Origin of the sequence: Massilia sp. CT11-137, assembly GCF_047302885.1 — a bacterium.
Lineage (GTDB): Bacteria > Pseudomonadota > Gammaproteobacteria > Burkholderiales > Burkholderiaceae_D > Telluria > Telluria orientalis.
The window spans coordinates 1-22,797 of sequence record NZ_JBKYMP010000002.1; the positions used below are offsets into that span (position 1 = coordinate 1).

A 22,797-nucleotide genomic window follows, 5' to 3' on the forward strand; every position below is an offset into this window, starting at 1 on the left:
GACCTGCCGGCGTCCACGCTGGACGTGCGCGGCCGCCAGCGCAAGTAAGCATCACCCCCCTGCCGCCCACCGCCCGGTGGGCGGCGCATGATCCCACACAATGACGTTCCCCAAGGAGCGCGAGGAGACTACGACCATGCAACGCAAGTTCGGCAACATCGCTTTGGCCGCCACCCTGCTGATGGCGGGTGCGACCCAAGCGGCACAAGCGGCAGACAACAGCGGCTTCGTGGCCGTCAAGGACAGCCATTTCGAACGCAACGGCCAGCGCTACATGATCGCCGGTGCGAACTTCTGGTATGGCGGCTACCTCGGCGCGCCGGCGGGCGTGGGCCAGCGGGCCCGCCTCGTCAAGGAGCTGGACCGCATGAAGGCGCTCGGCATCAACAACGTGCGCGTGCTGGCCGTGTCGGAGAAGACGGCAATGAAAAGCGCCGTCAGCCCCGCCACGACGAGCGCGCCCGGGCAGTACGACGAGCAGCTGCTGCAAGGCCTCGACTTCATGATGGCCGAACTGGCAAAGCGTGACATGACGGCCGTGCTCTACCTGAATAATTTCTGGCAGTGGTCCGGCGGGATGACCCAGTACTTGAACTGGTTCACCGGCTCGCCCGCGCACGATCCCAACGTGAGCAAGGACTACGAACGCTACATGGCCGAAAACGCGACGTTCTACACGAACGCCCGCGCCCAGGCCGAATACCGCAACGTGATCGCGAAGATCGTCCAGCGCACGAACACGGTGACGAAGAAGGCTTACCGCGACGACCCGACGATCCTGTCGTGGCAGCTCGCGAACGAGCCGCGCCCCGGCAACAGCAAGTCGACGCCGCGCGAAAAGGCGACGTACGTGAAGTGGATCGCCGAGACCGCCCACTACATCCGCTCGCTCGATGGCCGCCACATGGTCAGCACGGGCAGCGAGGGCCTGGCCGGCTCCGCGCAGGATGCGCAGCTGTACCTGGACGCGCACCGCACGCCGGACATCGCCTACCTGACGTACCACCTGTGGCCGACGAACTGGGGCTGGTTCGATCCGAAGAAGCCCGACGCCACGTGGGACGGCATGATGGAGAAGGCCAGCCACTACCTGAACGTGCATGTCGACTACGCGAAGAAGCTCGGCAAGCCGATCGTGCTGGAGGAGTTCGGCCTGAACCGCGACGGCGGCTCGTTCGACATCAAGGCGTCGACCAAGGTGCGCGACCGCTTCTATGACGCAGTCTTCACGACGCTGGAGAAGCGCGCGGCAGCGGGCGATCCGGTCGCCGGCTGGAACTTCTGGGCGTGGGGCGGTGCGGGGCGTGCGGCCAATGCGGATTACTGGTGGAAGCCGGGTAACGATTTCGTCGGCGATCCGCCGCAGGAAGAGCAGGGCCTTTATTCCGTGTTCGACAGCGATGCCAGCTCGCTCAAGTTGATCGCGGAGCACGATAAACGCCTGAAGACGATTGGAGCAAAATAGTGAAACGTAGTGCCTCCCTGATCCTTGCCGCCACCATCGCGGCGTCCCCGGCCGCGGCCTGGGCGCAGAAATTCGACGGCCTCGCGGCCACCCCGCAGATGGGCTGGAACAGCTGGAATAAATTCGCCTGCGACATCGACGAAAAACTGATCCGCGAGACCGCCGATGCCATGGTCAAGCTGGGCCTGAAGGATGCCGGCTACCAGTACATCAACATCGACGACTGCTGGCACGGCGCGCGCGACGCGCACGGCGACATCCAGGCGGACCCGCAGCGCTTCCCATCCGGGATGAAGGCGCTGTCCGACTACGTGCATGCGCGTGGCCTGAAGCTGGGCATCTACTCGGACGCCGGCGACAAGACGTGCGGCGGCCGTCCCGGCAGCCGCGGCCACGAATACCAGGATGCGAAGACGTATGCCGCCTGGGGCATCGACTACCTGAAATACGACTGGTGCGAGACCAAGGGCCTGAACGCGGTCGGCGCCTACACGACGATGCGCGACGCGATCCGCGCGGCCAACCGCCCGATTCTCTTCAGCATCTGCGAATGGGGCGACAACAAGCCGTGGGAATGGGCGGCCGACGTCGGCCACTCGTGGCGCACGACGGGCGACATCTATCCGTGCTGGGATTGCGAAAAGAGCGCCGGCTCGTGGTCCGCATGGGGCGTGATGCGCATCCTCGACATGCAGGCGGGCCTGCGCAAGCACGCGGGGCCGGGCCACTGGAACGACATGGACATGCTGGAAGTCGGCATGGGCATGACGGAAGACGAGGACCGCGCGCACTTCTCGATCTGGGCCATGATGAATTCGCCGCTCATCCTCGGCAACGACCTGCGTTCGATGCCGGACTCGGTCAAGAAGATCATCGGCCGCCGCGAAGTCATCGCCCTCAACCAGGACCCGCTGGGCGTGCCGGCGCTGCGCTTCTGGAAGCAGGGTCCCGTCGAACTGTGGGCCAAGCCGCTTGCCAACGACGAGTGGGCGTTCATGGTGCTGAACCGCGGCGAGTCCGCGCTGCCGCTGCACTATGACTGGAAGCAGAACGCCATCGCCGACGACCTGTCCAAGCGCGAAGTCGACTTCAAGAAGGCGACCTGGCACTGGACGGATGCGTGGACCGGCAAGACGGGCGACACGAGCAAGCGTCTCGACGCGACCGTGCCGTCGCACGGCGTGCTGCTGCTGCGCCTGAAGAAGGGGGCCTGATGCGCCGGCCGCTGGTTGCCGCGCTGCTGGCTGTGTGCGCGGCTGCGGCGGCCGCCGGGCAGACGATACCCGCCGCCGATACGCATGTCGCGCGCATGGGCCGCACGGTGGCGGAAGCCGATGGCACCGTGCGCTTCGGCTATCCCGGCGTGACGTTGTCCCTGGTCGTCGACGGCACCCGGCTTGCCGTCGATGCGGCGGGCACTGCCAGCAGCCTCGTCGACGTCATCGTGGACGGTAAACCCGCCGGCACGTTGCATCTGGCGCCGCAGGTGCAGTCCTATGACGTCTTCAAGGGCGCGGCGCCCGGCTCGCATCGCGTCGAACTCGTGCACCGCAGCGAGACTTGGCTGGGCGTGGTGTCCATCGCGCGTTTCACGGCCGATGGCCGGTTCCTGGCCGCCCCCACGCTGCCCAGGCGGCGCCTGCTCGTGCTGGGCGATTCCGTCACGTGCGGCGCCGACATGGAGCGGGGCGCCGGCGACAAGGACACGCCCGGTTGGTGGAATCCACGCCTGTCCTACGGCATGCTGGCCGCGCGTGCGCTCGACGCGCAGGTGCAGCTGGTCTGCTATGGCGGCCGGGGTCTCGTGCGCAGCTGGAACGACCGGACCGACGAGTTCCAGCTGCCGGCGTTCTACGACCTCGCCATCGCCGATGCCGCGCATCCGGTGCGATGGAACCAGGCCGATTACGCTCCGGACCTGATCGTCATCGCGATCGGCACCAATGACTTCAATCCCGGCATTCCGGAGCGCGCGGCGTATGTCGATACGTACGCGGCCTTGTTGCGCCGCGTGCTGCGCGACCATCCGCACGCCCAGATCGCGCTGACGGAAGGCGTGCTGCTGAATGGCGACAAGAAGGCGGCGCTGATCGGCTATCTGAAGGAAGCGATGGGCCGCGTGGGCGACAGGCGCGTGCACCTGCTCGCACCGGTGGCGTACCAGCCCGGTGACGCCGTCAATGGCCACCCGACGACGGCCCAGCATGCGGCCATGGCGGCGGAGATCCTGCCGCAACTGCGGCGCATCGCCGGCTGGTAGGCCCAAAAAAAATCCGACGGACCGGGACAACACCCGGTGCATCGGAAAGAGAGCCGGACCACACCGGCTGGAGACGAACCGGCCGCCCCTGAAGCGACGGCCGGGCCGAGACCAGATCGAGATTACCGACGACGTGCGGCAGGGTCAAACGCGTCGGCGCAGGAAGCCTCGAGTTTCGCGCTTATTACTAAACAGAAGGCTTGCCGACGTTATGCCCGAAGCACCCGTTGGGTGGGCGGCCTCCGCCCACGCGTGACGCTCGCGGTGCGTTGGCGTCGCGCGTGGGCACGAGCAGGCCCGTCAAACGATGGGCAGCGCCGTCGTTTCCTTGATGCGCTGCAGGGCGAAGCTCGACTTGACGTCCAGCACGGCCGGGTGGCGCAGCAAGGTGCTCATCATGAAGCGCGAGAAGTGGTCCATGTCTTCCACGTGCACGCGCAGCAGGAAATCCATCTCCCCCGTCATCGCATAGCAGGCCACCACTTCCGGCCAGGTCGACACGGCCTGGGCGAATTCGAAGCGCGGCGACGTGGCCGGCACGCGCGCGTTCGCCGCGCCTTCGCTGTGCTTTTCCAGGCGGACATTCACATAGGCCAACAGGCCCAGGCCCAGCTTGTCGGGATCGAGCAGGGCGACATATTGCCGGATGACGCCGGCCTCTTCCAGCCGCTTGATGCGCCGCAGGCAGGGCGACGGCGACAGGCTGACGCGCTCGGCCACGTCCTGGTTCGACAGGCGGCCATCCGACTGCAGGATTGCCAGGATTTTGCGATCGGTTTTATCCAGCTCGATTTTTGACATGAATTCTCCACGGGACTCGCGTACGTCGCAATTTTATTGCGCAAATCGTCCGGCGGGGGGAATTCATTGAAATTTAATGCTGGGGGTGCGGGTCTATACTGGCCCGACACGACGCGGGGCCGTTATTTGACGCCGCGCGCACGACAACCATGTAGGGTGGGCACCCCTGTGCCCACGCGAACGCCGGCATGACGCAAACGTCACTGTGCCCACGCGAACGCCGGCATGACGCAAACGTCACGCGTGGGCACAGGGTGCCCACCCTACGCTGCAGCGACATATAAAACAAACGTTGGAGACACGCATGAACGCCCCCCTGGACCGCAGCCAGCTGGAACCGCTATCCCCGCACGAGATCACGCTCGACGACAAATGGACGCTCGAGCGCGGCCGCGCCTTCATGACCGGCACCCAGGCGCTGATCCGTCTGCCGATGCTGCAGCGCGAACGCGACCTGAAGGCCGGCCTGAACACGGCGGGCTATATCACCGGCTACCGGGGCTCGCCCGTCACCCAGGTCGACCAGACCGCGTGGAAGGCGAAGAAACACCTGGAATCGCACCACGTCCAATTCCACCCCGGCATGAACGAAGACCTCGCGGCCACCGCCGTCTGGGGCACGCAGCAGACCAATCTGTTCAAGGATGCGAAGTACGACGGCGTGTTCGCCATGTGGTACGGCAAGGGCCCGGGCGTGGACCGCTGCGGCGACGTCTTTAAACACGGCAACAACGCGGGCTCCGCGAAGAACGGCGGCGTGCTCGTGCTGGCGGGCGACGACCACGCGGCGAAATCGTCGTCCACGGCGCACCAGTCCGACCACATCCTGCATCACTGCGGCATCCCCGTGCTGTACCCGTCGTCCGTGCAGGAATACATCGACTACGGCCTGCATGCGTGGGCGATGAGCCGCTACAGCGGGCTGTGGGTATCGATGAAATGCGTGACCGACATCATCGAATCGGGTGCCGTCGTCGACCTCGACCCGGACCGCGTGCAAACCATCCTGCCGACCGACTTCGAGATGCCGCCGGGCGGCCTGAACATCCGCTGGCCGGACGCCGTGCTGGACCAGGAAGTGCGCATGAACCACTACAAGTGGTATGCCGCGCTGGCCTATGCGCGAGCCAATAAACTCAACCAGATCATCTGGGACAGCCCCCAGCCCAGGATCGGCATCATCACCGCGGGCAAAAGCTACCTCGACACGCGCCAGGCGCTGGCGGATCTCGGCATCGACGAGCAGGCCGCGCGCGACATCGGCCTGCGCGTGTATAAAGTCGGCATGACGTGGCCGCTGGACTCGGTCGGCGTGCACGAATTCGCGCGCGGCCTGGACGAGATCCTCGTCGTCGAGGAAAAGCGGCAGGTGCTGGAATACGCGCTGAAGGAAGAGCTGTACAACCTGCCGGACGGCGAGCGTCCGCGCGTCGTCGGCAAGTTCGACGACGCCGGCGAGTGGAGCGTCAAGAACCGCTCCGGCCAGGGCGACTGGCTGCTGTCGGCGAACTACGAGCTGAATCCGGCCCAGGTCGCGCGCGCGATCGCGTCGCGCATCTCGCACTACTGCGCCGGCCATCCGGTCGCGGAGCGCGTAAAGGAACGCATCGCCTTCCTCGAAGCGAAGGAACTGATCCTCAAGAACATCCCGAAGGCGAACCCGGAAACGGACCGCATCCCGTACTTCTGCTCCGGCTGCCCGCACAACAGCTCGACGAAGGTGCCGGAAGGCTCGCGCGCGATGGCGGGCATCGGCTGCCACTACATGGTGCTGTGGATGGACCGCGAGACGTCCACGTTCACGCACATGGGCGGCGAAGGCGTCACGTGGATCGGCCAGGCCCCGTTCACGGGCGAGAAGCACGTGTTCGCGAACCTCGGCGACGGCACCTATTTCCACTCGGGCGTGCTGGCGATCCGCGCCTCGGTCGCGGCCAAGGTCAACATCACGTACAAGATTCTCTACAACGACGCCGTCGCGATGACGGGCGGCCAGGTCGTCGACGGTCCGCTCGACCCGGCCAGGATCAGCCGCCAGCTCGCGGCCGAAGGCGTGACGCCGATCATCGTCGTCACCGACGAACCGGACAAATACCCGGACGATTATCCGTGGGCCGAAGGCGTCACCGTGCGCCACCGTGCGGAACTGATGGACGTGCAGCGCGAACTGCGCGAGATGCCGGGCGTGTCGGCCATGATCTACGACCAGACCTGCGCGTCGGAAAAGCGCCGCCGCCGCAAGAAAGGCACCTACCCGGACCCGGCCAAGCGCGCGGTGATCAACGAAGCCGTGTGCGAAGGCTGCGGCGACTGCTCGAAGCAGTCGAACTGCCTGTCCGTCGAACCGCTGGAGACGGAACTGGGCCGCAAGCGCCAGATCAACCAATCGTCGTGCAACAAGGATTTCTCGTGCGTCACCGGGTTCTGCCCGAGCTTCGTCACGGTCGAAGGCGGCGGACTCAAAAAGCCGAAGAAGACCGCTGCCGAAGCGGCGCCGCCGTCGCTGCCGATGCCGAAGATTCCTGCGACGACGAACCCGTTCGGCATCCTCGTCACCGGCGTCGGCGGCACGGGTGTCGTGACGGTCGGCCAGATCCTCGCGGTGGCCGCCCACGTCGAAGGCAAGGGTGCCCTCGTGCTGGACATGAGCGGCCTCGCGCAGAAGGGCGGTCCGGTGATGTCGCACGTGCGCCTGGCGGACCGCCAGGGCGATTTGTACTCGACGCGCGTCGGCACCGGTAACGCGGACCTCGTGATAGGCTGCGACCAGATCGTGACGGCCAGCCGCGACGCGCTGTCGCGCATGGGCGAAGGCCGCACGTGGGCCGCCGTCAACGGCACCGGCGCCACGACCGCCGCGTTCATCAAGAACCCGGACTGGCAATTCCCGGCCGAAGGTTCGCGCGGCGCCATCGTGCAGGCTTGCGGCGAAGGCAACGTCGACTTCATCGACGCCGGCCACATCGCGACGACCTTGATGGGCGACGCCATCGCCACCAACATGTTCATGCTGGGCTACGCGTTCCAGAAGGGCCACGTGCCGCTGCAGGAAGCGTCGATCGTGAAGGCGATCGAGTTGAACGGCGTGTCGGTCGCCTTCAACAAGGCCGCCTTCAACTGGGGCCGCACGGCGGCGCATGACCTGCCGTCCGTGCAGAAGCTCGTCGCGCCCGCGAAGGTGATCGAGTTCAAGCGCGCGCAGACGCTCGACGAGCTCGTCAAGCGCCGCGTCGAACTCTTGACCGCGTACCAGAATGCCGACTATGCGGCGCAGTACAAGGCCTTCGTCGACCGCGTCCGCGCCGCCGAGGAAAAGCTGGGCAAGGGCACGCGCCTGACGGAAGCCGTCGCGCGCTACCTGCACAAGCTGATGGCGTACAAGGACGAGTACGAAGTCGCGCGCCTGTACACGGATCCCGCGTTCATGGCCAGGATCGACGGCATGTTCGAAGGCGACGTCACACTGAAATTCCACCTGGCGCCGCCGCTGTTCGCGAAGAAGGACAAGGACGGCCACCTGGTAAAACAGGAATTCGGCCCGTGGATGATGAAGGCGTTCGGCGTGCTGGCGAAGCTGAAGGGTTTGCGTGGCACCGCATTCGATCCGTTCGGCCACACGGCCGAGCGCCGGATGGAACGCGCATTGATCGGCGAATACCGCGCCACCATCGAGGGCCTGCTGCCCAGGCTGACGGCCGACAACCTGGCGCAGGCCGTGGCCATCGCGAGTATCCCGGAGGACATCCGCGGCTTCGGCCACGTCAAGGAGCGCAACCTCAAGGTAGCCAAGCGCAAGGAAGCGGAACTGGTATCTGCCTTCCACGCGGGCGGCACCGTCACCCGCGCCGCCTGATGCTGTTCTTTTGACACGACGCCGCCTGCCGGATTCGGCAGGCGGCGTTGTTACAGTTGGATGTATTTGCGCGTAGCGGCCGGGTCTATAATCGGACGCATGAAATCGCTTTCTACCGCTGCTTCGCCGACCCGTTTTTCCCGTCTGTTCGCTTGCGCTTTTGCCACGCTCGTCACGCTGTCCGGCTGTGGCGGCGGCGGGGGAAGTCCAGGCATCGGCGCCTCGACGCCCGTCGCCGGCAATCCCGGCACCGGGACGACCACGCCGCCGACCACGACGCCCACGCCACCGGCCGTGACCCCGGACCCGATCCCGTCCGACTACATCAGTTACCAAGACCTGTGCGCCGCGCCACGCACGGGCGTCGACGCCGAGGGCCATGCGTTCCCGGACCGCCAGGGCACGCTGCAGGACGAGATGAAATTCCTGCGCGGCTGGACCGACGCGACTTATCTCTGGTACAGCGAGATCCCGTCGACGGTCCGCATGGCCGACTACACGAACACGCTCGACTATTTCGCAGCGCTCAAGACGCCCGCGCTGACCGCGTCGGGCAAGGACAAGGACCGTTTCCACTTCACCTACACGACGGCGGAATGGGATGCGCTGACCAATGCGAGCCAGGATACGGGCTATGGCCTGACGTGGTCCGTCAACTCCACGACGGCACCGCGCACGTGGATCGCGGCGATCATCGAGCCGGGGTCGCCCGCGGCCGCCGCCGGCATCCAGCGGGGCGACCTGCTGACGGCCGTCGACGGCATCGACTTCATCAACACCGCCGACGAGGCGCAGATCGAACGGCTGAACGAGGGCCTGTCGCCGGACACCGCGGGCGAGCGCCACACGCTCACGATACGCCGCGGCGACACCACGATGGACATCGCGCTGACGTCCGCCGTCGTCACGACGACGCCCGTGAAAAACGTGAAAGTGATCGACACGCCGAGCGGCAAGGTGGGCTACCTGAGCTTCGAGGACCACAATGCCGTCTCCGAACTGCAGCTCGTGAATGCGTTCACGAGCCTGAAGAACCAGGGCGCGGCGGACCTCGTGCTCGACATGCGCTACAACGGCGGCGGCTTGCTGTACGTCGCCAGCGAACTGGCGTACATGATCGCGGGACCGGCCACGGCCGGGAAGACGTTCGAGCGCGCGCTGTACAACGACAAGACGGCGCCCGATGCCCCGATCCCGTTCCGCAACACGGCCTACGGCTTTTCCGCGCCGCGCAATATGGCGTTGCCCTACCTGGGCCTGAAGCGCGTGACCGTGCTGACGACGTCCGACACGTGCTCGGCCAGCGAAGCCGTCATCAACGGCCTGCGCGGGGTGGACGTCCAGGTCGATATCATCGGCGCCACGACCTGCGGCAAGCCCTACGGCTTCCTGCCGGCGGACAACTGCGGCACGACGTATTTCACGATCCAGTTCCAGGGCGTGAACGCGAAGGGCTTCGGCGATTTCGCCGACGGCTTTGCGCCGACCTGCGCCGTGTCCGACGACATGGCGCACGCGCTGGGCGATCCCGCCGAGGGCATGCTGGCCGCCGCGCTCGCGTACCGCGCCACCAATGCCTGCCCGGCGGCGTCGACGGCGCGGGCGCGTCGCGTGCCGATGCACATCGCGCGGTCGCAGTTGAAGGAGATCGCGATTTATCCGCCGCGCACACGCTAAACACCTTGACTCATCAATGACAGGATCGTAGGGCGGGCACTCCTGTGCCCACGCGTGACGTACGCATCATGTTGGCGCGACGCGTGGGCACGGGGTGCCCATGGCGCTGTAACCGTTCGACCTCTTTCATATCCATTTGTCGGCGGCAGATGCTTGCAGTCTGATCCTGCGCAAGCGCCGCCGATTCCGCTGCAACCGTCGCGCACGGCGCCACTCTGAACCCATGTGTTTCGTTCGCTGGAGGGCGCCATGGACAAGGAATTCAGTTTTGCAACTAACCGGCGTGCCGCGCATGCACCGCGCGCCCGGCGAACGCGCGCGCGCGGCGGGGGCTGAGCATGGGCGCCACGGTCGTCCGGGCCAGCTGCTGCCTCGTCTGCGGCGGGGCGGCACCGGACCGGATCGAACATCTGCTGCTCAGCCTCACGACGGCCTGTCCGCACCTGCGGATCTACGTGGTCGACGATGATCAACAGCCTGCGCTGGCCGCGCTGGCCGGACGCTACGGGGCGCACTACCGCCCGCAACGGGACTGGCCCCGCCAGGCGCGCGCCCATAACCGCATCCTGCGTGAGGCCGCGGCGGCGGGCAGTGTCTATCACCTGCTGCTTGCACCCGACATCGGCTTGCCGCTCGACGCGGTGGCCCGGATGGTCGCCTATATGGAGCAGCATCCCGACGTGGGCCTGCTGGCGCCGCGGGTGCAGGATGTGGACGGGCGCCTGCAGCCGCTGTGCAGCCTGCTGCCGGGGCCGCTGGAACTGCTGCTGGGACGCTGCTTTCCGCTGCTGCGCCGCTCCAGCGGCAGGCTGGCGCGCTACCAGCTGCACGCGGGCGGCTACAGCCGGGTGATGGAGGTGCCGGTGCCGCCGGGCTGCTGCCTGCTGATGCGCGTCGAGACCGTGCTGCGCGCCGGCATGTTCGACGAACGCTTCCTGCAGCGGTTCGACACCGTCGACCTGGCGCGCCGCACCGCATGCATCGCGCGCACCGTGTTCGTGCCGCATGTCACGGTGTTGCGTCACCCTGCGCGCGACCCGGCCCAGGCAAGCGCGCGCGGCTGGCGCAGGCGGTCGGCTGCGCTCTGGTGGCGGTGCGTGTCGGCGTGGCGCTACTTCGACAAGTGGGGCTGGCTGCGCGATACCGAGCGCGACCGCATCAACGCCCGCGCGCTGCGCCAGCTCGGCCAGGCGCGCAGGCAGCCGGACGGCGCGAGCCCGGCGGGCACCGATGTCGCGGGTTGACGCTCAGCCGTGCTGCAGCGGCCGGCGCGCGTACCAGCCGAACGCGAGGATCAGCAGGTAGCACAGCGCGGGCACGGCCAGTGCGAGGCGCAGGCCGGCGGCGTCGGCGGCGTAGCCCGTGATCAAGGGCACGATGGCACCGCCGACGATGGCCACGCAGATCAGGCCCGAGCCTTCGGCCGCGCGCTCGTCCAGGCCTTCCGACGCCGGCGTGCAGTATTACAGCGGCTGCAGCGGAATGGTCCCCGTCGCCGGCGTCGAGCACGGTTCCTCGTCGAACGCGATGTCGCCGGCCGGATTCGCCACGCCGTCCGCCTTCAGGTCCGTGAAGCCGAACATCTCGCGGTCCATCAGGTGCGACGGCACGACGGTCGACAGCGACGAGAAGATGTTTTCCACACGGCCCGGATATTTCTTCTCCCAGTCGCGCAACATCGCCTTGATCTGTTTTCTCTGCAGGTTTTCCTGCGAGCCGCACAGGTCGCACGGGATGATCGGGAACGCCTTCACTTCCGCATAGCGTTCGGTGTCCGCTTCCTTCACATAGGCCAGCGGGCGGATCACGACGTGCTTGCCGTCGTCCGAGACGAGCTTGGCCGGCATGCCCTTGATCTTCGCGCCGAAGAACATGTTCAGGAAGAAGGTCTCGAGGATGTCGTCGCGGTGGTGGCCCAGGGCGATCTTCGTGCAGCCCAGCTCGTCCGCCACGCGGTACAGGATGCCGCGCCGCAGGCGCGAGCACAGCGAGCACGTCGTCTTGCCTTCCGGGATCAGGCGCTTGACGATGCTGTACGTGTCCTGGTTCTCGATGTGGTACGGGATGCCCAGCTTTTCCAGATAGGCCGGGAGCACGTCGGCCGGGAAGTTCGGCTGTTTCTGGTCGAGGTTGACGGCGACGATGTCGAAGTGGATCGGGGCACGCTCGCGCAAGGTCATCAGGATGTCCAGCAGCGCATAGCTGTCCTTGCCGCCGGACAGGCAGACCATGACCTTGTCGCCGTCCTCGATCATGTTGAAATCGCCGATCGCCTGGCCGACGAGCCGGCACAGCCGCTTGTGCAGCTTGTTGTTCTCGTAGGCCTGCTTCTCGGCCTTTTTATCAAGCGCGTCCGCCTCGGGACGCGCCAAGGTCACTTCATTCATGCTTCATCCTTGATCTGGAACACTTCGACGCCGACGCCTTCGCAGTCGGGATACACGTCGGGCTTCATCGTCGACACGCGCGCCGCGCGCACGTTCGGGTGCGCCAGCATCGCCTTCACGACGTCGTCGCACAGGGTTTCCTGCAGGTGCACGTGGCCCTGCGCCATGCGCCTGGCGATGGTCTCGCGCATGAAGTCGTAGTCGACCACTTCGTGCAATTGATCGTCCTTCGGCGTCGACAGGGCGAGCGGGATGTACAGGTCGACATTGATCAGGACGCGTTGCTCGCCCTTCTTTTCGAACTCATGGACACCGATGTTGATCATGACTTCGTAATTGCGCAGGAACAGCCTGCGGCAATCGCGCAGTTGCGGGTAGAACAGGGCGGACAACATAGGAAACCTTCGAAATAAGAGGGGACGGGGTTGATTCAGTCTTCAGTCAAAAACATCACGTCGCGCGCCAGCGGCATCAGGTGCTGGCCGCCGTCGACGAGCAGGGTGGTGCCGGTCAGCGCCTTCGCATTGGCCGCGTAGCACACGGCGTCGACGATGTCCTGCGGCGTGGACGAGCGTCCCAACGGCGTGACCTTGTGCGCGCGCTCGAAGCCGTCCGCGCTCTGGTCGCCCGAGACGAGCGTGATGCCGGGCGCGACGCCGACGACGCGCAGTGCCGGTGCCAGCGCCTGGGCCAGCATCGTGGTGGCCGTCTGCAATGCCGCTTTCGACAGCGTGTACGACAAAAAATCCGGGTTGAGATTGTACAGTTTCTGGTCGAGCAAGTTGATCACGGCGGCCTGGCCGCCGTCCGGCACCAGCGCGTGCAATGCCTGCGCGAGCAGCAGCGGCGCGCCCACGTTGCACTGCATGTGGGCGGCCAGCAGGGCCGGAGAAAAGGCGTCCGGCCTGTCGTATTCGAACAACGACGCGTTGTTGACGATGCAATCCAGTCCACCCAGCAGGTGCGCGGCCTGGCCGGGCAGGGCGCGCACGGCCGCCTCGTCGGCGAGGTCCGCATGCAGCGCGACGGCGCGCCGGCCCAGGGCGCGGATCGCCGCGACGACCTCGTCGGCATCCTGTGCGGACTGGCGGTAGTGCACGGCGACGTCCCAGCCGGCTTCGGCCATGCCTAGCGCGATGGCGCGTCCGATGCGCCGGCCGGCGCCCGTGACGAGGGCCACGCGCGCGCGTCCCGCGTGCGGGCGGTCCGAGGGTGTGCCAACTGAGTCAGGAGTCGAATTTGTCTGTGTCATCGTGGTTTGTGGGTCGCTGCCAATTCTCGCTACAATGGCCGGATGTCCTTACCTCTTCCCTCCAGCGACGCGCTGGCCGCGTCCCAAGCCCTGCAGCGCATGATCGCTGCCGAGATCGCCGACCAGGGCGGCGCCATCCCGTTTTCGCGGTTCATGGAACTGGCGCTGTACGCGCCGAATCTCGGCTATTACAGCGGCGGTGCGGCGAAGCTGGGCCGCGATGGCGATTTCACCACGTCGCCCGAGATCAGCCCGCTGTTCGGTGCCACGCTGGCGCGCGCGGCAGCCGCTATTATGGCCCAAAGTGCCCCTGACATTATCGAATTCGGCGCCGGCACGGGCAAACTCGCCCATGACGTCCTGACGGCGCTGGCCGAACTGGGCGTGCGCGTCGACAGTTATACGATCATCGAACTGTCGGGCGAATTGCGCGCGCGCCAGCAGGAAGCGCTGAAGGATTTCTCGCAGGTGCGCTGGACGCACGATTTCCCGGTGGCGTTCCGCGGCGTCGTGCTCGCCAACGAAGTGCTGGATGCGATGCCGGTCGAGCTCGTCGTGCGCGACGGCGGCCGCTGGCTGCGCCAGATGGTGACCGTGGAAGACGGCCGCTTCGCCTTTGCGCCCGCAGAGCCCGACGCGGCGCTGCTCGACCAGATCGGCCGCCAAATTCCCGACGCCGACACCTTGCAGGACGGCTATTTGACCGAAGTCCACCCGGTCGCCTGCGGGTTCATGCGCTCGCTGGCGCAGATGTTCGAGAAGGGGAAAGGCGCCGCGCTCCTGGTCGACTACGGTTTCCCGGCCCACGAATATTATTTCGACGAGCGCACGAGCGGCACGCTGATGTGTCATTACCGCCACCATGCGCACCCGGATCCGTTTTATCTGCCGGGCCTGCAGGACATCACGGCGCACGTCGATTTCACGGCGATGGCGCTCGCGGCCCACGGTGCCGGGCTGGACGTGCTCGGCTACATGAGCCAGGCGGCCTTCCTGCTGGCGGCGGGCATCGGCGAACTGCTGCTGAAGACGGACCCGGAAGATGCGTTGCGCTACCTGCCGCAGTCGAAGGCCGTGCAGAAGCTCGTCTCGCCGGCGGAAATGGGGGAATTGTTCAAGGTGCTCATCGTCGGCAGCGGCGTCGCCCTCGACCCCGCCATCGAGCGCGCCGATCGCAGCCACAAGTTGTGATACTGACATCTTGCGCGGTGGATACAAACCCGGCTATGCTGTAATGCCGCCCGTACGGCAGGCTGTCCTTTGCCTCTGCCGTTACAGAACGAATCGGCTAATATTGAAGCAGCTGGCGCCTTGTGCAACCCGACCCTGACCCATGGCCAAGATCCATACCCATTATGACAACCTGAAGGTGTCGCGCCACGCACCGCAGGAAGTCATCCGCGCGGCCTACAAGGCCTTGAGTCAGAAATATCACCCCGACAAGAATCCGGGCGACGAGCGCGCCGCCCGCATCATGGCCATCGTCAATACGGCCTACAACATCCTGTCCGATCCCGTGCGCCGCAAGGAACACGACGAGTGGATCGCGTCGGAAGAGTGGGAAGTCGAGTGGCTGGAAAGCTCCCATGGCGAGGATGGCCGCGAGAAGCCGCGCGGCGACGGGCACTGGGAACCGCGCCAGGTCGCGGCGCCGTCGCGCTGGCGCGTACTGCGCGACCCGCGCTGGTGGGGCCTCATGCTCGCCTCCTTCGCGGGCGGCGGCGCGCTGGCCATCGTCCTGCTCGATCCCCCCAGGATACTGCCGAGCGTACCGAGCGCGCTGGCCTGGCCCGGCAAAGCCCAGCCCACGGCTGCGGCGCCCGCATCCGCATCGGCCTCCGCGTCGGCATCCGCCTCCGCATCCACCCCGAACACAGCGCCGGACCCGCTCGGCAGCGACACCAGCGCCGACGGCTGGGCACGTCCCGCCGGGCAGGCCGATGTGCCGCCCGACATCAAGGCCCTCGGCGTCACCCAGTTGATCGTGCCGGCCCGCGCGCCCGATTGCGATACCGACCTGCAGACCCAGGTCGCGCCGACGGGCGATCCGTGGCCCGCGCAGTCCGGCTACATCGACGGTTATCCGCTCGGCAACCAGGGCGACGAGATGCAGGTATTGGTCGACAACAGCAACAATCCGTCGCCTGTGCTGGTCAAGATCTACGACCTCGACCGCCGCTCGAACGTGCGCCACGCCTACGTGCTGGGCCGCGCCAAGTTCCTGATCGATAAACTCGCGGCCGGCAAGTACGAAGTCCGTTACCAAAACATCATGATCGGCGGTGCCCGCCCCGAATGCGCCCCCGGCCACCGCGCGCCGCTGCGCCAGGCCGCCGCACGCCAGCCCGGCGCCTGATAACCGAAAGTGTGGTTTTTCGCGACATTTCACCAGTTTGATGGGGGGTGAAATTCAAGAATTTTGTTCCCTGGACGTAATATACTCGGTAGACCACACGGGCCCATGCAGCCCGCCAGCCCATCGCAGGCACACACGGAAAACCGGGACATGAACGAACTTGACGGCCTCAACGCCCTGATCATCGAGCCGCACGCCGGGATGCGCTCGACGATCCACAACATGCTGAACATGTGCGGCCTGAGCAAGATCGACCACGTCGGCAGCTCCAACCAGGCCGTCAAGCACCTCGGCCTGAAGCAGTACGACCTGATCCTGTGCGAATACGCGCTGGAAGGCGGCCAGGACGGCCAGCAACTGCTCGAGGACGTGCGCCACCACAAGCTCATGCCGCTGTCGACCATGTTCTTCATGGTCACGGCCGAAGGCGATTACGGCAAGGTCGTCAGCGCCGCCGAACTGGGCCCCACCGACTACGTCCTGAAACCGTTCACGGCCGACCGCCTGCTCGAACGCATCGCGCGCGGGCTGGAACGGAGAAATGCGCTGCTGCCCGTGTACGACCTGATGGAGGCGGGCAGCCAGCGCGAGGCGATCGCCGCCTGCCTCGACGGGGAAGAACGCCATCCGCGCTACCTGGTCGACTTCATGCGCCTGCGCGCCGAACTGCACATGTTCCTCGGCGAGCCGCACGAAGCGGAGCCGCTCTACCGCCAGCTCGTCGAGACCAAGGCCATCGCCTGGGCGCGCCTGGGCCTGGCCAAGACGCTGTTCCTGCGCGAGCGCTACGACGAAGCGCGCGCGATGCTCGAAGAGCTCGTCGACGCCAACAAGAACTTCGTCGACGCCTACGACTGGCTCGCGCGCACCCACGAGGCGGCCGGCGCGCTCGATGCGGCGCAGGCCGTGCTGACGGAGGCAGTGGCCGTCTCCCCGCACGCGGTGCGCCGGCTGCGCAAGCTGGGCGAAACGGCGCTGGAGGCGGGCGACCACGACACGGCCGAGAAGATCCTCAAGCAGGTCGTCAGCAAGGCCAAGTATTCCGAATTCAAGGACCCGCAGGACCACGTGCGCCTCGTGCAGACGCTCGTGCGCAAGGGCGACCCGGTGCAGGCCGCGGCCGTCATCCGCGACCTGGACAAATCGATGGCGTTCCAGAAGCACACGCCGCTGTGCAGCGCGATCGCGTCGAGCCTCGTGCACGAATACACGGGCAACGAGGCGCGCCTCGCGGAATCGCTGGCGGCGGCCCTCGCGGCCAGCCAGGACGCGCCGGATCTGCGCCCGGAGATCAAGCTGGAACTGGCGCGCACGTGCATCGAGAACGGCATGGAGGAGGGCGCCGCCGAGATCGTGCGCGACGTGATGCGCAATGCGCAGAACGGCGCCGCGGTGGCGCGCGCGATGGCCGTGTTCGAAAACGCGGGCCAGGCCGAGACGGCGCAGAAGCTCGCCATGGAAAGCCGCCAGCAGGTCGTCGACCTCGTCGCCACCGGCGCCGCCAAGGCGAAGAGCGGCGACTACAAGGGCGCCGTCGTGCTGATGCAGGAAGCGGCGACCAAGCTGCCGGACAATCCGCAGGTCGTGTTCAACGCCGCGCTGGCGATCCTGAAATGCCTGGACCACGACGGCTGGGACGAGCGCCTCGGCCAGCAGGCCCTGGGCTACATCGCCGGCGTGCGCCGCCTCGATCCGGTCAACCCGAAGCTGCCGGCGCTGGCCGGGCTGCACCAGCAGATCCTGAAAAAATACGACAAGGGTCCGCGTCCGAAAAGGGCCGGCTAAGCGATCATGATTCCTGCAGTCGGGAGCCCCGCTTCCAATCCCAACACGAACGCCGCGCCGTTCCAGCCGACGGACGGGGGCCGCCGCGTGCGCGCCGCGCTGCTGCAGAAGGTCTGCGGCGACGACGACATGTTCGCGCTGGGCAGCGCCATCGCGCGCGTCGTGCAGATGGCGACCTCGGAAGACCAGGGCACCCACGATCTCGCGCACTATGTGCTGTCCGACGTCGCGCTCACGCAGCGCATCCTGCGCCTGGCGAACACGGTCCGCTACCGCACGGCGGCCGGCACGGCCGTCACGACGGTGTCGCGTGCCATTTCCCTGCTGGGCTTCGACAACGTGCGCACGGTCGCGCTGGCGATGCTGCTCGTCGACGCGCTGGCCAGCAGCGACCATGCGTACAGCGTGCGCATGGAACTGGAAGCGTCGCTGTGCGCGAGTCTCGTCGGCCGCGAAATGGCGCGCCACAGCTTTTACCAGGGCGCGGAGGAAGCGTCGATCAGCGCGCTGTTCAAGAATCTCGGCGCGCTGCTGGTCGCGTCGCACGAGCATGACCGCTACCGCGAGATCCAGGCCCTCCTCGCCACCGGCAAGCACACGCCCGCACAGGCCGCGCAGATGATCCTCGGCTGCGGCTTCGACGCGCTGTCCGAAGCCGTGCTGGGCGAGTGGATGATCCCGGCCGTGATCATGCACGCCCAGCGCCCGCTGGAGGCAGGGGCGCTCAAGCTGGCCGTCAACCGCGGCGAATGGATGCGCCAGGTGGCGTCGTTCAGCCTGGACGTGGCGCGCCTGATGGGCAGGACCCCCACGCCGTCCGACACGCCGGAAGCGCAGGCGCTGCTGGCGCGCTACGGCACCGCGCTGAACCTCGGCGCGGCCGAGCTGGACGAGTTGTTCGAGACGGTCGCGTTCGAAATGACGAGCCTCCTGCAGAGCATGAATTTGCAGCCCATGCCGCGCCGCGCGCCGCAGGAAGACAAGGGCGGCCTGCCCAACGTCCTGCTGCTGGCGACCCTCGGCGGGGAAGAGGAAGAGCAGGGCACGTACCCGAGCGGCAAGCCGAAGAACGCGCGCGACCTGCTGCTGGCGGGCGTGCAGGACGTCACCCAGATGCGCGCGTCCGGCCGGCACAAGGTCAACGACGTCGTCATGGCCGTGCTGGAGACGCTGTACACGGCGCTGGGCTTCCGCTTCGCGACGGTCGTGCTGAAGGACGTGCGCGCCGGCCAGTACCGGGCCCGCGCATCGTTCGGGCTCGCGCAGGCGCGCGTGCAGGAAGGCTTCACGTTTCCGCTGGCGCCCGCCGGAGAAAAGAGCGCGCGCGATCTGTTCTATCTGGCGATGGAAAACGACGCCGACCTCATGATCTCGGATGCGCGCGGCGCCAAGATCCGCGACCTGCTGCCGGCCTGGCACAAGGCGTTGCTGCCCGACGCGCGGAGCTTCATCGTGCTGCCGCTGGTGGTGGGCAAGGTGCAGCTGGGCCTGTTCTATGCCGACCGCACGGAGCTCGCGCCGGAAGGCGTGCCGCCCGACGAAACGGCCCTCATCAAGGCGCTCAAGGGCCAGGTACTGGCTGCGCTCGCGCCCTGACGAATTCCCGGAATTCGCGCGCCGGCATCGGCCGCCCGAACAGGTAGCCCTGCGCTTCGTCGCTGTTGCGGTCGCGCAGGAAGCCCCATTGCGCGTGGGTTTCCACGCCTTCCGCGATCACGCCCAGCCCGAGCGCATGGGCCAGGCCGATGGTCGCGTCGACGATGGCGGCGTCGTTCGGATTCGTCTCGATGTCGCGCACGAAGCCGCGGTCGATCTTGATGCGGTCGATCGCGAACAGCTTCAGGTAGGCCAGCGACGAATACCCCGTGCCGAAGTCGTCGATGGCCAGCTTGAAGCCGCGCGCGCGCAGCTGCAGCAGCAGGCTGCGCGTGTTTTCCGGGTCGCGCATGGCGGCCGTTTCCGTGATCTCCAGTTCCATCCGCGCCGGGTCGATCGCGTGCTCCGCGAGCAGCTCGTCGAGGCGCGACAGCAGGGCGCCGCCGCTGAACTGGCGCGCCGACAGGTTCACGGCCAGGCGCAGGTGGTCCATGCCGTCGTCGCGCCACTCGGCCAGCAGGGCCATCGCGCGCGCCAGCACCCAGTCGCCCAGCGGCAGGATCAGGCCCGATTCCTCGGCGATGGGGATGAAGCGCCCGGGTTCGACGCTGCCCAGCTCCGGGTCGTGCCAGCGCAGCAGCACCTCGGCGCCGATCACGCGTCCCGTCTCGAGCTCGACCTGGGCCTGCAGGTGGACGTCGAAGCCGCCGTTCTCCAGCGTCGCCCACATGCGGTTTTCCAGCAGCAGGTGTTCGTGCGTGGCCGCGTTCATGGCGGGCGAGAAGAACTGGAAATTGCCGCGGCCTTCGCGCTTGGCCGCGTACATCGCCATGTCGGCGTGGCGCAGCAGCGTGTCCGCATCGTGGCCGTCCTCGGGGAACAGGGCCACGCCCACGCTGGCGCCGCTGTGCGCCGTCGTGCCGGCCAGGCGGTAGGGCTGCTGCAGCGAGGCCACGAGGCGCACCGCCACCGCGCTCACGCTGTCGGGGGAAAGCGGGCCGCACAGCACGATGATGAATTCGTCGCCGCCGAGGCGGGCGAGGCTGTCGACGTCGCGCAGCAGGTCCTTCATGCGCGTGGCCGCGCCCACCAGCAGTTCGTCGCCCGCCTGGTGGCCGAGCGAATCGTTGATCTTTTTAAAATGGTCGAGGTCGATGAACAGCACGGCCAGCGGCTGCCGGTTGCGGCGCGCCTGGGCGAGCTGCTGCTCCAGGCGCATGCCGAGCGCATGGCGGTTCTCCAGGCCCGTCAGCGGGTCGTGGTGGGCCAGGCGGTGGATGCGCGCCTGCGCACGCTGCTGCTCCGTCAGGTCGCGCAGGATGCACACGTACAGGCGCTCCCCGGCCAGGTCGACGATGGACACCGCCACCGCGAGCGGCAGCGGCTCGCCGCGCGCGTTCAGGCCGTCCAGCTGGCGTTCGTCGGGCCTGCTGTCGGCCAGGCGCGCCAGCAGGCCCAGGCTGTCTTCGTCGCCATGGCCCGGCACCAGCGTCGTGAACGCGAGGCCCGGCAGGTGATTCGGCGGGTAGCCGAACAGCGCGGTCGTGGCGCGGTTGGCCGACAGCACCGTGCCGCGCGCGTTGACGGTAACGATGGCGTCGGCGGCATTGTCCAGGATGGCCTGCAGGCGCGCCGTGCGCTCCGCCACCTGGGCCTCGATCTGGGCGCGCTCGCCGCTGACGATCAGCATCAGCGCGCCCAGCAGCGCGGCCAGCAGCAGGCCGGTCGTGATCACGATCCAGCTCGCGAGTCCCCGTTCGCCTTCCATGTAGGCGGCCGTGGGCGTGAAGCGCAGTTGCAGGGTGCGGCCGCCGTACGTGAGCGGCACGGTGTAGTCGCCGCTGACCACGTGCCGGCCGGGGGTGCCCACCAGCGCGATGGGCGGGCCGCGGCCGGTCGTATCCGCCAGGCTGATGTCGAAGCCCGAGAAGCCTGCGCGCACGACCGCCTGCCGCACGAAAGCATGGGCATCCAGGATCAGGGCCAATACCCCCAGCGGCGGCCGGCCGGGCGCGCCGACCGAGCGAAACAGGCCGATGCCGTTGGCGCCGTTGGATGCCAGCTCGACCGGCCCCGTCGCGATCGGGCGTGTGCCGGCCAGCGCGCGCGACACCGCTTCCGTGCGCCCCGGCGCCGTCAGGTAGTCCATGCCGCGGATGCTCGCATTGGACGGGGGCCAGGTGTACAGCAGGGGCAGGTATTGCGCGCGCGGACCGGCCGGATGCAGGCCCTGTGTCCGGGTCACGTCGCGCACGCCGGCGAACGCGGCGTCGACGTGCGTGCGCACCCACGTTTCGAACGCCGCGCGTTCGGCCAGCGTGACGGGCACCAGCCAGTTGATGGCGGCGATCTCCGGCCGGCCGTCGACGTAGCCGCTGGCGATGTTCAGGAACTTGGCGGGATCCATGAACCGGTCTTCCGCCGCAAGCGTGCGCGAGAACGTGCCGACGAAGCGTTCGTGCTCGCGCAGCTCGGCCTGCAGCTCGTCGGCCACCTGCTGGGCCTTCAGGCGGTAGGCCTGCAGGTATTGCTGGTGTTCCCACCGCACGGTCTGCTCGTAGGCGGCCATGACGACGCCGGCCGCCAGCAGCAGCGGCAGGGCGACGAGGCGCGCCCGCCGGCGCCACAGTCGGCGCGGCTGGCCGCACACGATCCAGACGAGCGGGGCGGCCAGCAGGACGCCCACGGTGTCGCCGGCCCACCAGTTGATCCAGTTCGGTGCCCGTTCGGCCGCCGTCACCACGTCCAGCCGGTACAGGGCGGACACGTTGGCGGTGGCGTTGATCAGGCAGAACATGGGTGCCAGCGCAAGGAAACGGGCGACGTCGCGCGCCGTGCCGAGGGCCGGGTCGACGAAGCGGCGGAACCAGCGGGCGCCCAGCCAGGCCTGCACGAGCGAGCCCAGCGTGGCGACCGTCGTCGCGAGGACCGCGGTCGCGGGCGCGATGTCGGGGTCCATCCAGCCGTCGGGCAGGTGCGACAGGCACGCGCCGATGGCGACGCCGGGGAGGGCGCGCCAGCCGAACGTGACGCTCAAGGCGAACCCGACGCCGGCCGGCAGGTACACGGGTGTGGCATAGCCCGCGGGCAGGGCCAGCGCGCGGCTAAGGAGAAGGGTGCCGATATAGACGGCAATGGTCGCCAGGTTGGCCAGCCACAGCCGAAGCGCGTGCCCTTCGTGATTGCCGGTGCGATGCTGGTCCATGGGGCGCCTCTGACGTCAATACAGTGTACGCGCAAATGCATGGTTGGACCGCTCGGCAGGGATTCTTGCAAACAGCCCTTGCGGAGTTGTACTGCGGCCGTTACAATCACGCCCCGAAGCAACGACACTGTTTGAGTTTGATCGGTTCAAGCAAAACCAG

General features: G+C 67.4%; 16 protein-coding genes. 10 read left to right on the plus strand and 6 right to left on the minus strand.

Annotated features, from left to right (window positions below):
- Positions 1–136 precede the first annotated feature (136 nt).
- From ACEN98_RS16745 to axe2C, 3 genes are read left to right on the plus strand one after another with little or no spacing between them, the layout of a single operon-like run.
- Positions 137–1,465 (plus strand): glycoside hydrolase 5 family protein, encoded by a 1,329-nt coding sequence (locus ACEN98_RS16745; RefSeq protein WP_413386008.1) that lies wholly within the window; start codon positions 137–139, stop codon positions 1,463–1,465.
- Entirely contained in the window at positions 1,465–2,679 is a 1,215-nt protein-coding gene (locus ACEN98_RS16750; protein WP_413386009.1) for a glycoside hydrolase family 27 protein, read from the plus strand. The genes ACEN98_RS16745 and ACEN98_RS16750 overlap by 1 nt, the downstream gene beginning before the upstream one ends.
- Positions 2,679–3,725 carry a bifunctional acetylxylan esterase/glucomannan deacetylase AxeC2 gene (axe2C, locus tag ACEN98_RS16755; protein WP_413386010.1) on the plus strand — a complete coding sequence of 349 codons (1,047 nt, stop codon included), beginning with the start codon at positions 2,679–2,681 and terminating at the stop codon, positions 3,723–3,725. Before ACEN98_RS16750 ends, axe2C begins: the two co-directional genes overlap by 1 nt.
- Positions 3,726–4,025: 300 nt before the next feature.
- On the opposite strand, the gene ACEN98_RS16760 is transcribed toward axe2C, so the two are convergent.
- The gene (locus ACEN98_RS16760) at positions 4,026–4,526 is read right to left on the minus strand and encodes an Lrp/AsnC family transcriptional regulator (protein WP_036230990.1); all 501 of its coding nucleotides are present in this window, start codon (positions 4,524–4,526) and stop codon (positions 4,026–4,028) included.
- Positions 4,527–4,830: 304 nt separating this feature from the next.
- On the opposite strand from ACEN98_RS16760, the gene ACEN98_RS16765 reads away from it, so the two are divergent.
- The 3 genes from ACEN98_RS16765 to ACEN98_RS16775 all read left to right on the plus strand — a co-directional run bounded on the left by ACEN98_RS16765 (position 4,831) and on the right by ACEN98_RS16775 (position 11,300).
- Complete coding sequence (locus ACEN98_RS16765) at positions 4,831–8,379, plus strand: indolepyruvate ferredoxin oxidoreductase family protein (protein ID WP_413386011.1); 3,549 nt, start codon at positions 4,831–4,833, stop codon at positions 8,377–8,379.
- Positions 8,380–8,478: 99 nt separating this feature from the next.
- Positions 8,479–10,056: a S41 family peptidase gene (locus tag ACEN98_RS16770; protein WP_413386012.1), complete on the plus strand. Its 1,578-nt coding sequence runs from the start codon at positions 8,479–8,481 to the stop codon at positions 10,054–10,056.
- A gap of 455 nt (positions 10,057–10,511) precedes the next feature.
- On the plus strand, positions 10,512–11,300 hold the full coding sequence (locus tag ACEN98_RS16775; RefSeq protein ID WP_413386013.1) for a glycosyltransferase family 2 protein: 789 nt from the start codon (positions 10,512–10,514) through the stop codon (positions 11,298–11,300).
- A gap of 3 nt (positions 11,301–11,303) precedes the next feature.
- Here ACEN98_RS16775 and ACEN98_RS16780 read toward each other — a convergent pair whose 3' ends face one another.
- The 4 genes from ACEN98_RS16780 to ACEN98_RS16795 form a co-directional block, all read right to left on the minus strand.
- Entirely contained in the window at positions 11,304–11,456 is a 153-nt protein-coding gene (locus ACEN98_RS16780) for a hypothetical protein (RefSeq protein ID WP_413386014.1), read from the minus strand.
- Positions 11,457–11,519: 63 nt separating this feature from the next.
- Positions 11,520–12,443, minus strand: coding sequence for a tRNA 2-thiocytidine(32) synthetase TtcA (gene ttcA, locus ACEN98_RS16785; RefSeq protein ID WP_413386015.1), 924 nt, complete (start codon positions 12,441–12,443; stop codon positions 11,520–11,522).
- The gene (locus ACEN98_RS16790; protein WP_056134732.1) at positions 12,440–12,838 is read right to left on the minus strand and encodes a dihydroneopterin aldolase; all 399 of its coding nucleotides are present in this window, start codon (positions 12,836–12,838) and stop codon (positions 12,440–12,442) included. The genes ttcA and ACEN98_RS16790 overlap by 4 nt, the downstream gene beginning before the upstream one ends.
- Before the next feature lie 35 nt (positions 12,839–12,873).
- Positions 12,874–13,695, minus strand: a complete 822-nt coding sequence (locus ACEN98_RS16795; RefSeq protein ID WP_413386016.1) for an SDR family oxidoreductase — start codon at positions 13,693–13,695, stop codon at positions 12,874–12,876.
- 42 nt (positions 13,696–13,737) lie between these two features.
- Here ACEN98_RS16795 and ACEN98_RS16800 point away from each other — a divergent pair, with 42 nt between their 5' ends.
- The 4 genes from ACEN98_RS16800 (at position 13,738) to ACEN98_RS16815 (ending at position 19,432) form a co-directional block, all read left to right on the plus strand.
- Complete coding sequence (locus tag ACEN98_RS16800; protein ID WP_413386017.1) at positions 13,738–14,886, plus strand: class I SAM-dependent methyltransferase; 1,149 nt, start codon at positions 13,738–13,740, stop codon at positions 14,884–14,886.
- Positions 14,887–15,028: 142 nt separating this feature from the next.
- Positions 15,029–16,051, plus strand: coding sequence for a J domain-containing protein (locus ACEN98_RS16805; RefSeq protein WP_413386018.1), 1,023 nt, complete (start codon positions 15,029–15,031; stop codon positions 16,049–16,051).
- 150 nt (positions 16,052–16,201) lie between these two features.
- Entirely contained in the window at positions 16,202–17,836 is a 1,635-nt protein-coding gene (locus ACEN98_RS16810) for a tetratricopeptide repeat protein (protein WP_413386019.1), read from the plus strand.
- A gap of 6 nt (positions 17,837–17,842) precedes the next feature.
- Positions 17,843–19,432 carry an HDOD domain-containing protein gene (locus ACEN98_RS16815; RefSeq protein WP_413386020.1) on the plus strand — a complete coding sequence of 530 codons (1,590 nt, stop codon included), beginning with the start codon at positions 17,843–17,845 and terminating at the stop codon, positions 19,430–19,432.
- Here the strand turns inward: ACEN98_RS16815 and ACEN98_RS16820 are convergent.
- Positions 19,398–22,637 carry an EAL domain-containing protein gene (locus ACEN98_RS16820; protein ID WP_413386021.1) on the minus strand — a complete coding sequence of 1,080 codons (3,240 nt, stop codon included), beginning with the start codon at positions 22,635–22,637 and terminating at the stop codon, positions 19,398–19,400. The genes ACEN98_RS16815 and ACEN98_RS16820 overlap by 35 nt on opposite strands.
- Positions 22,638–22,797: the final 160 nt, after the last annotated feature.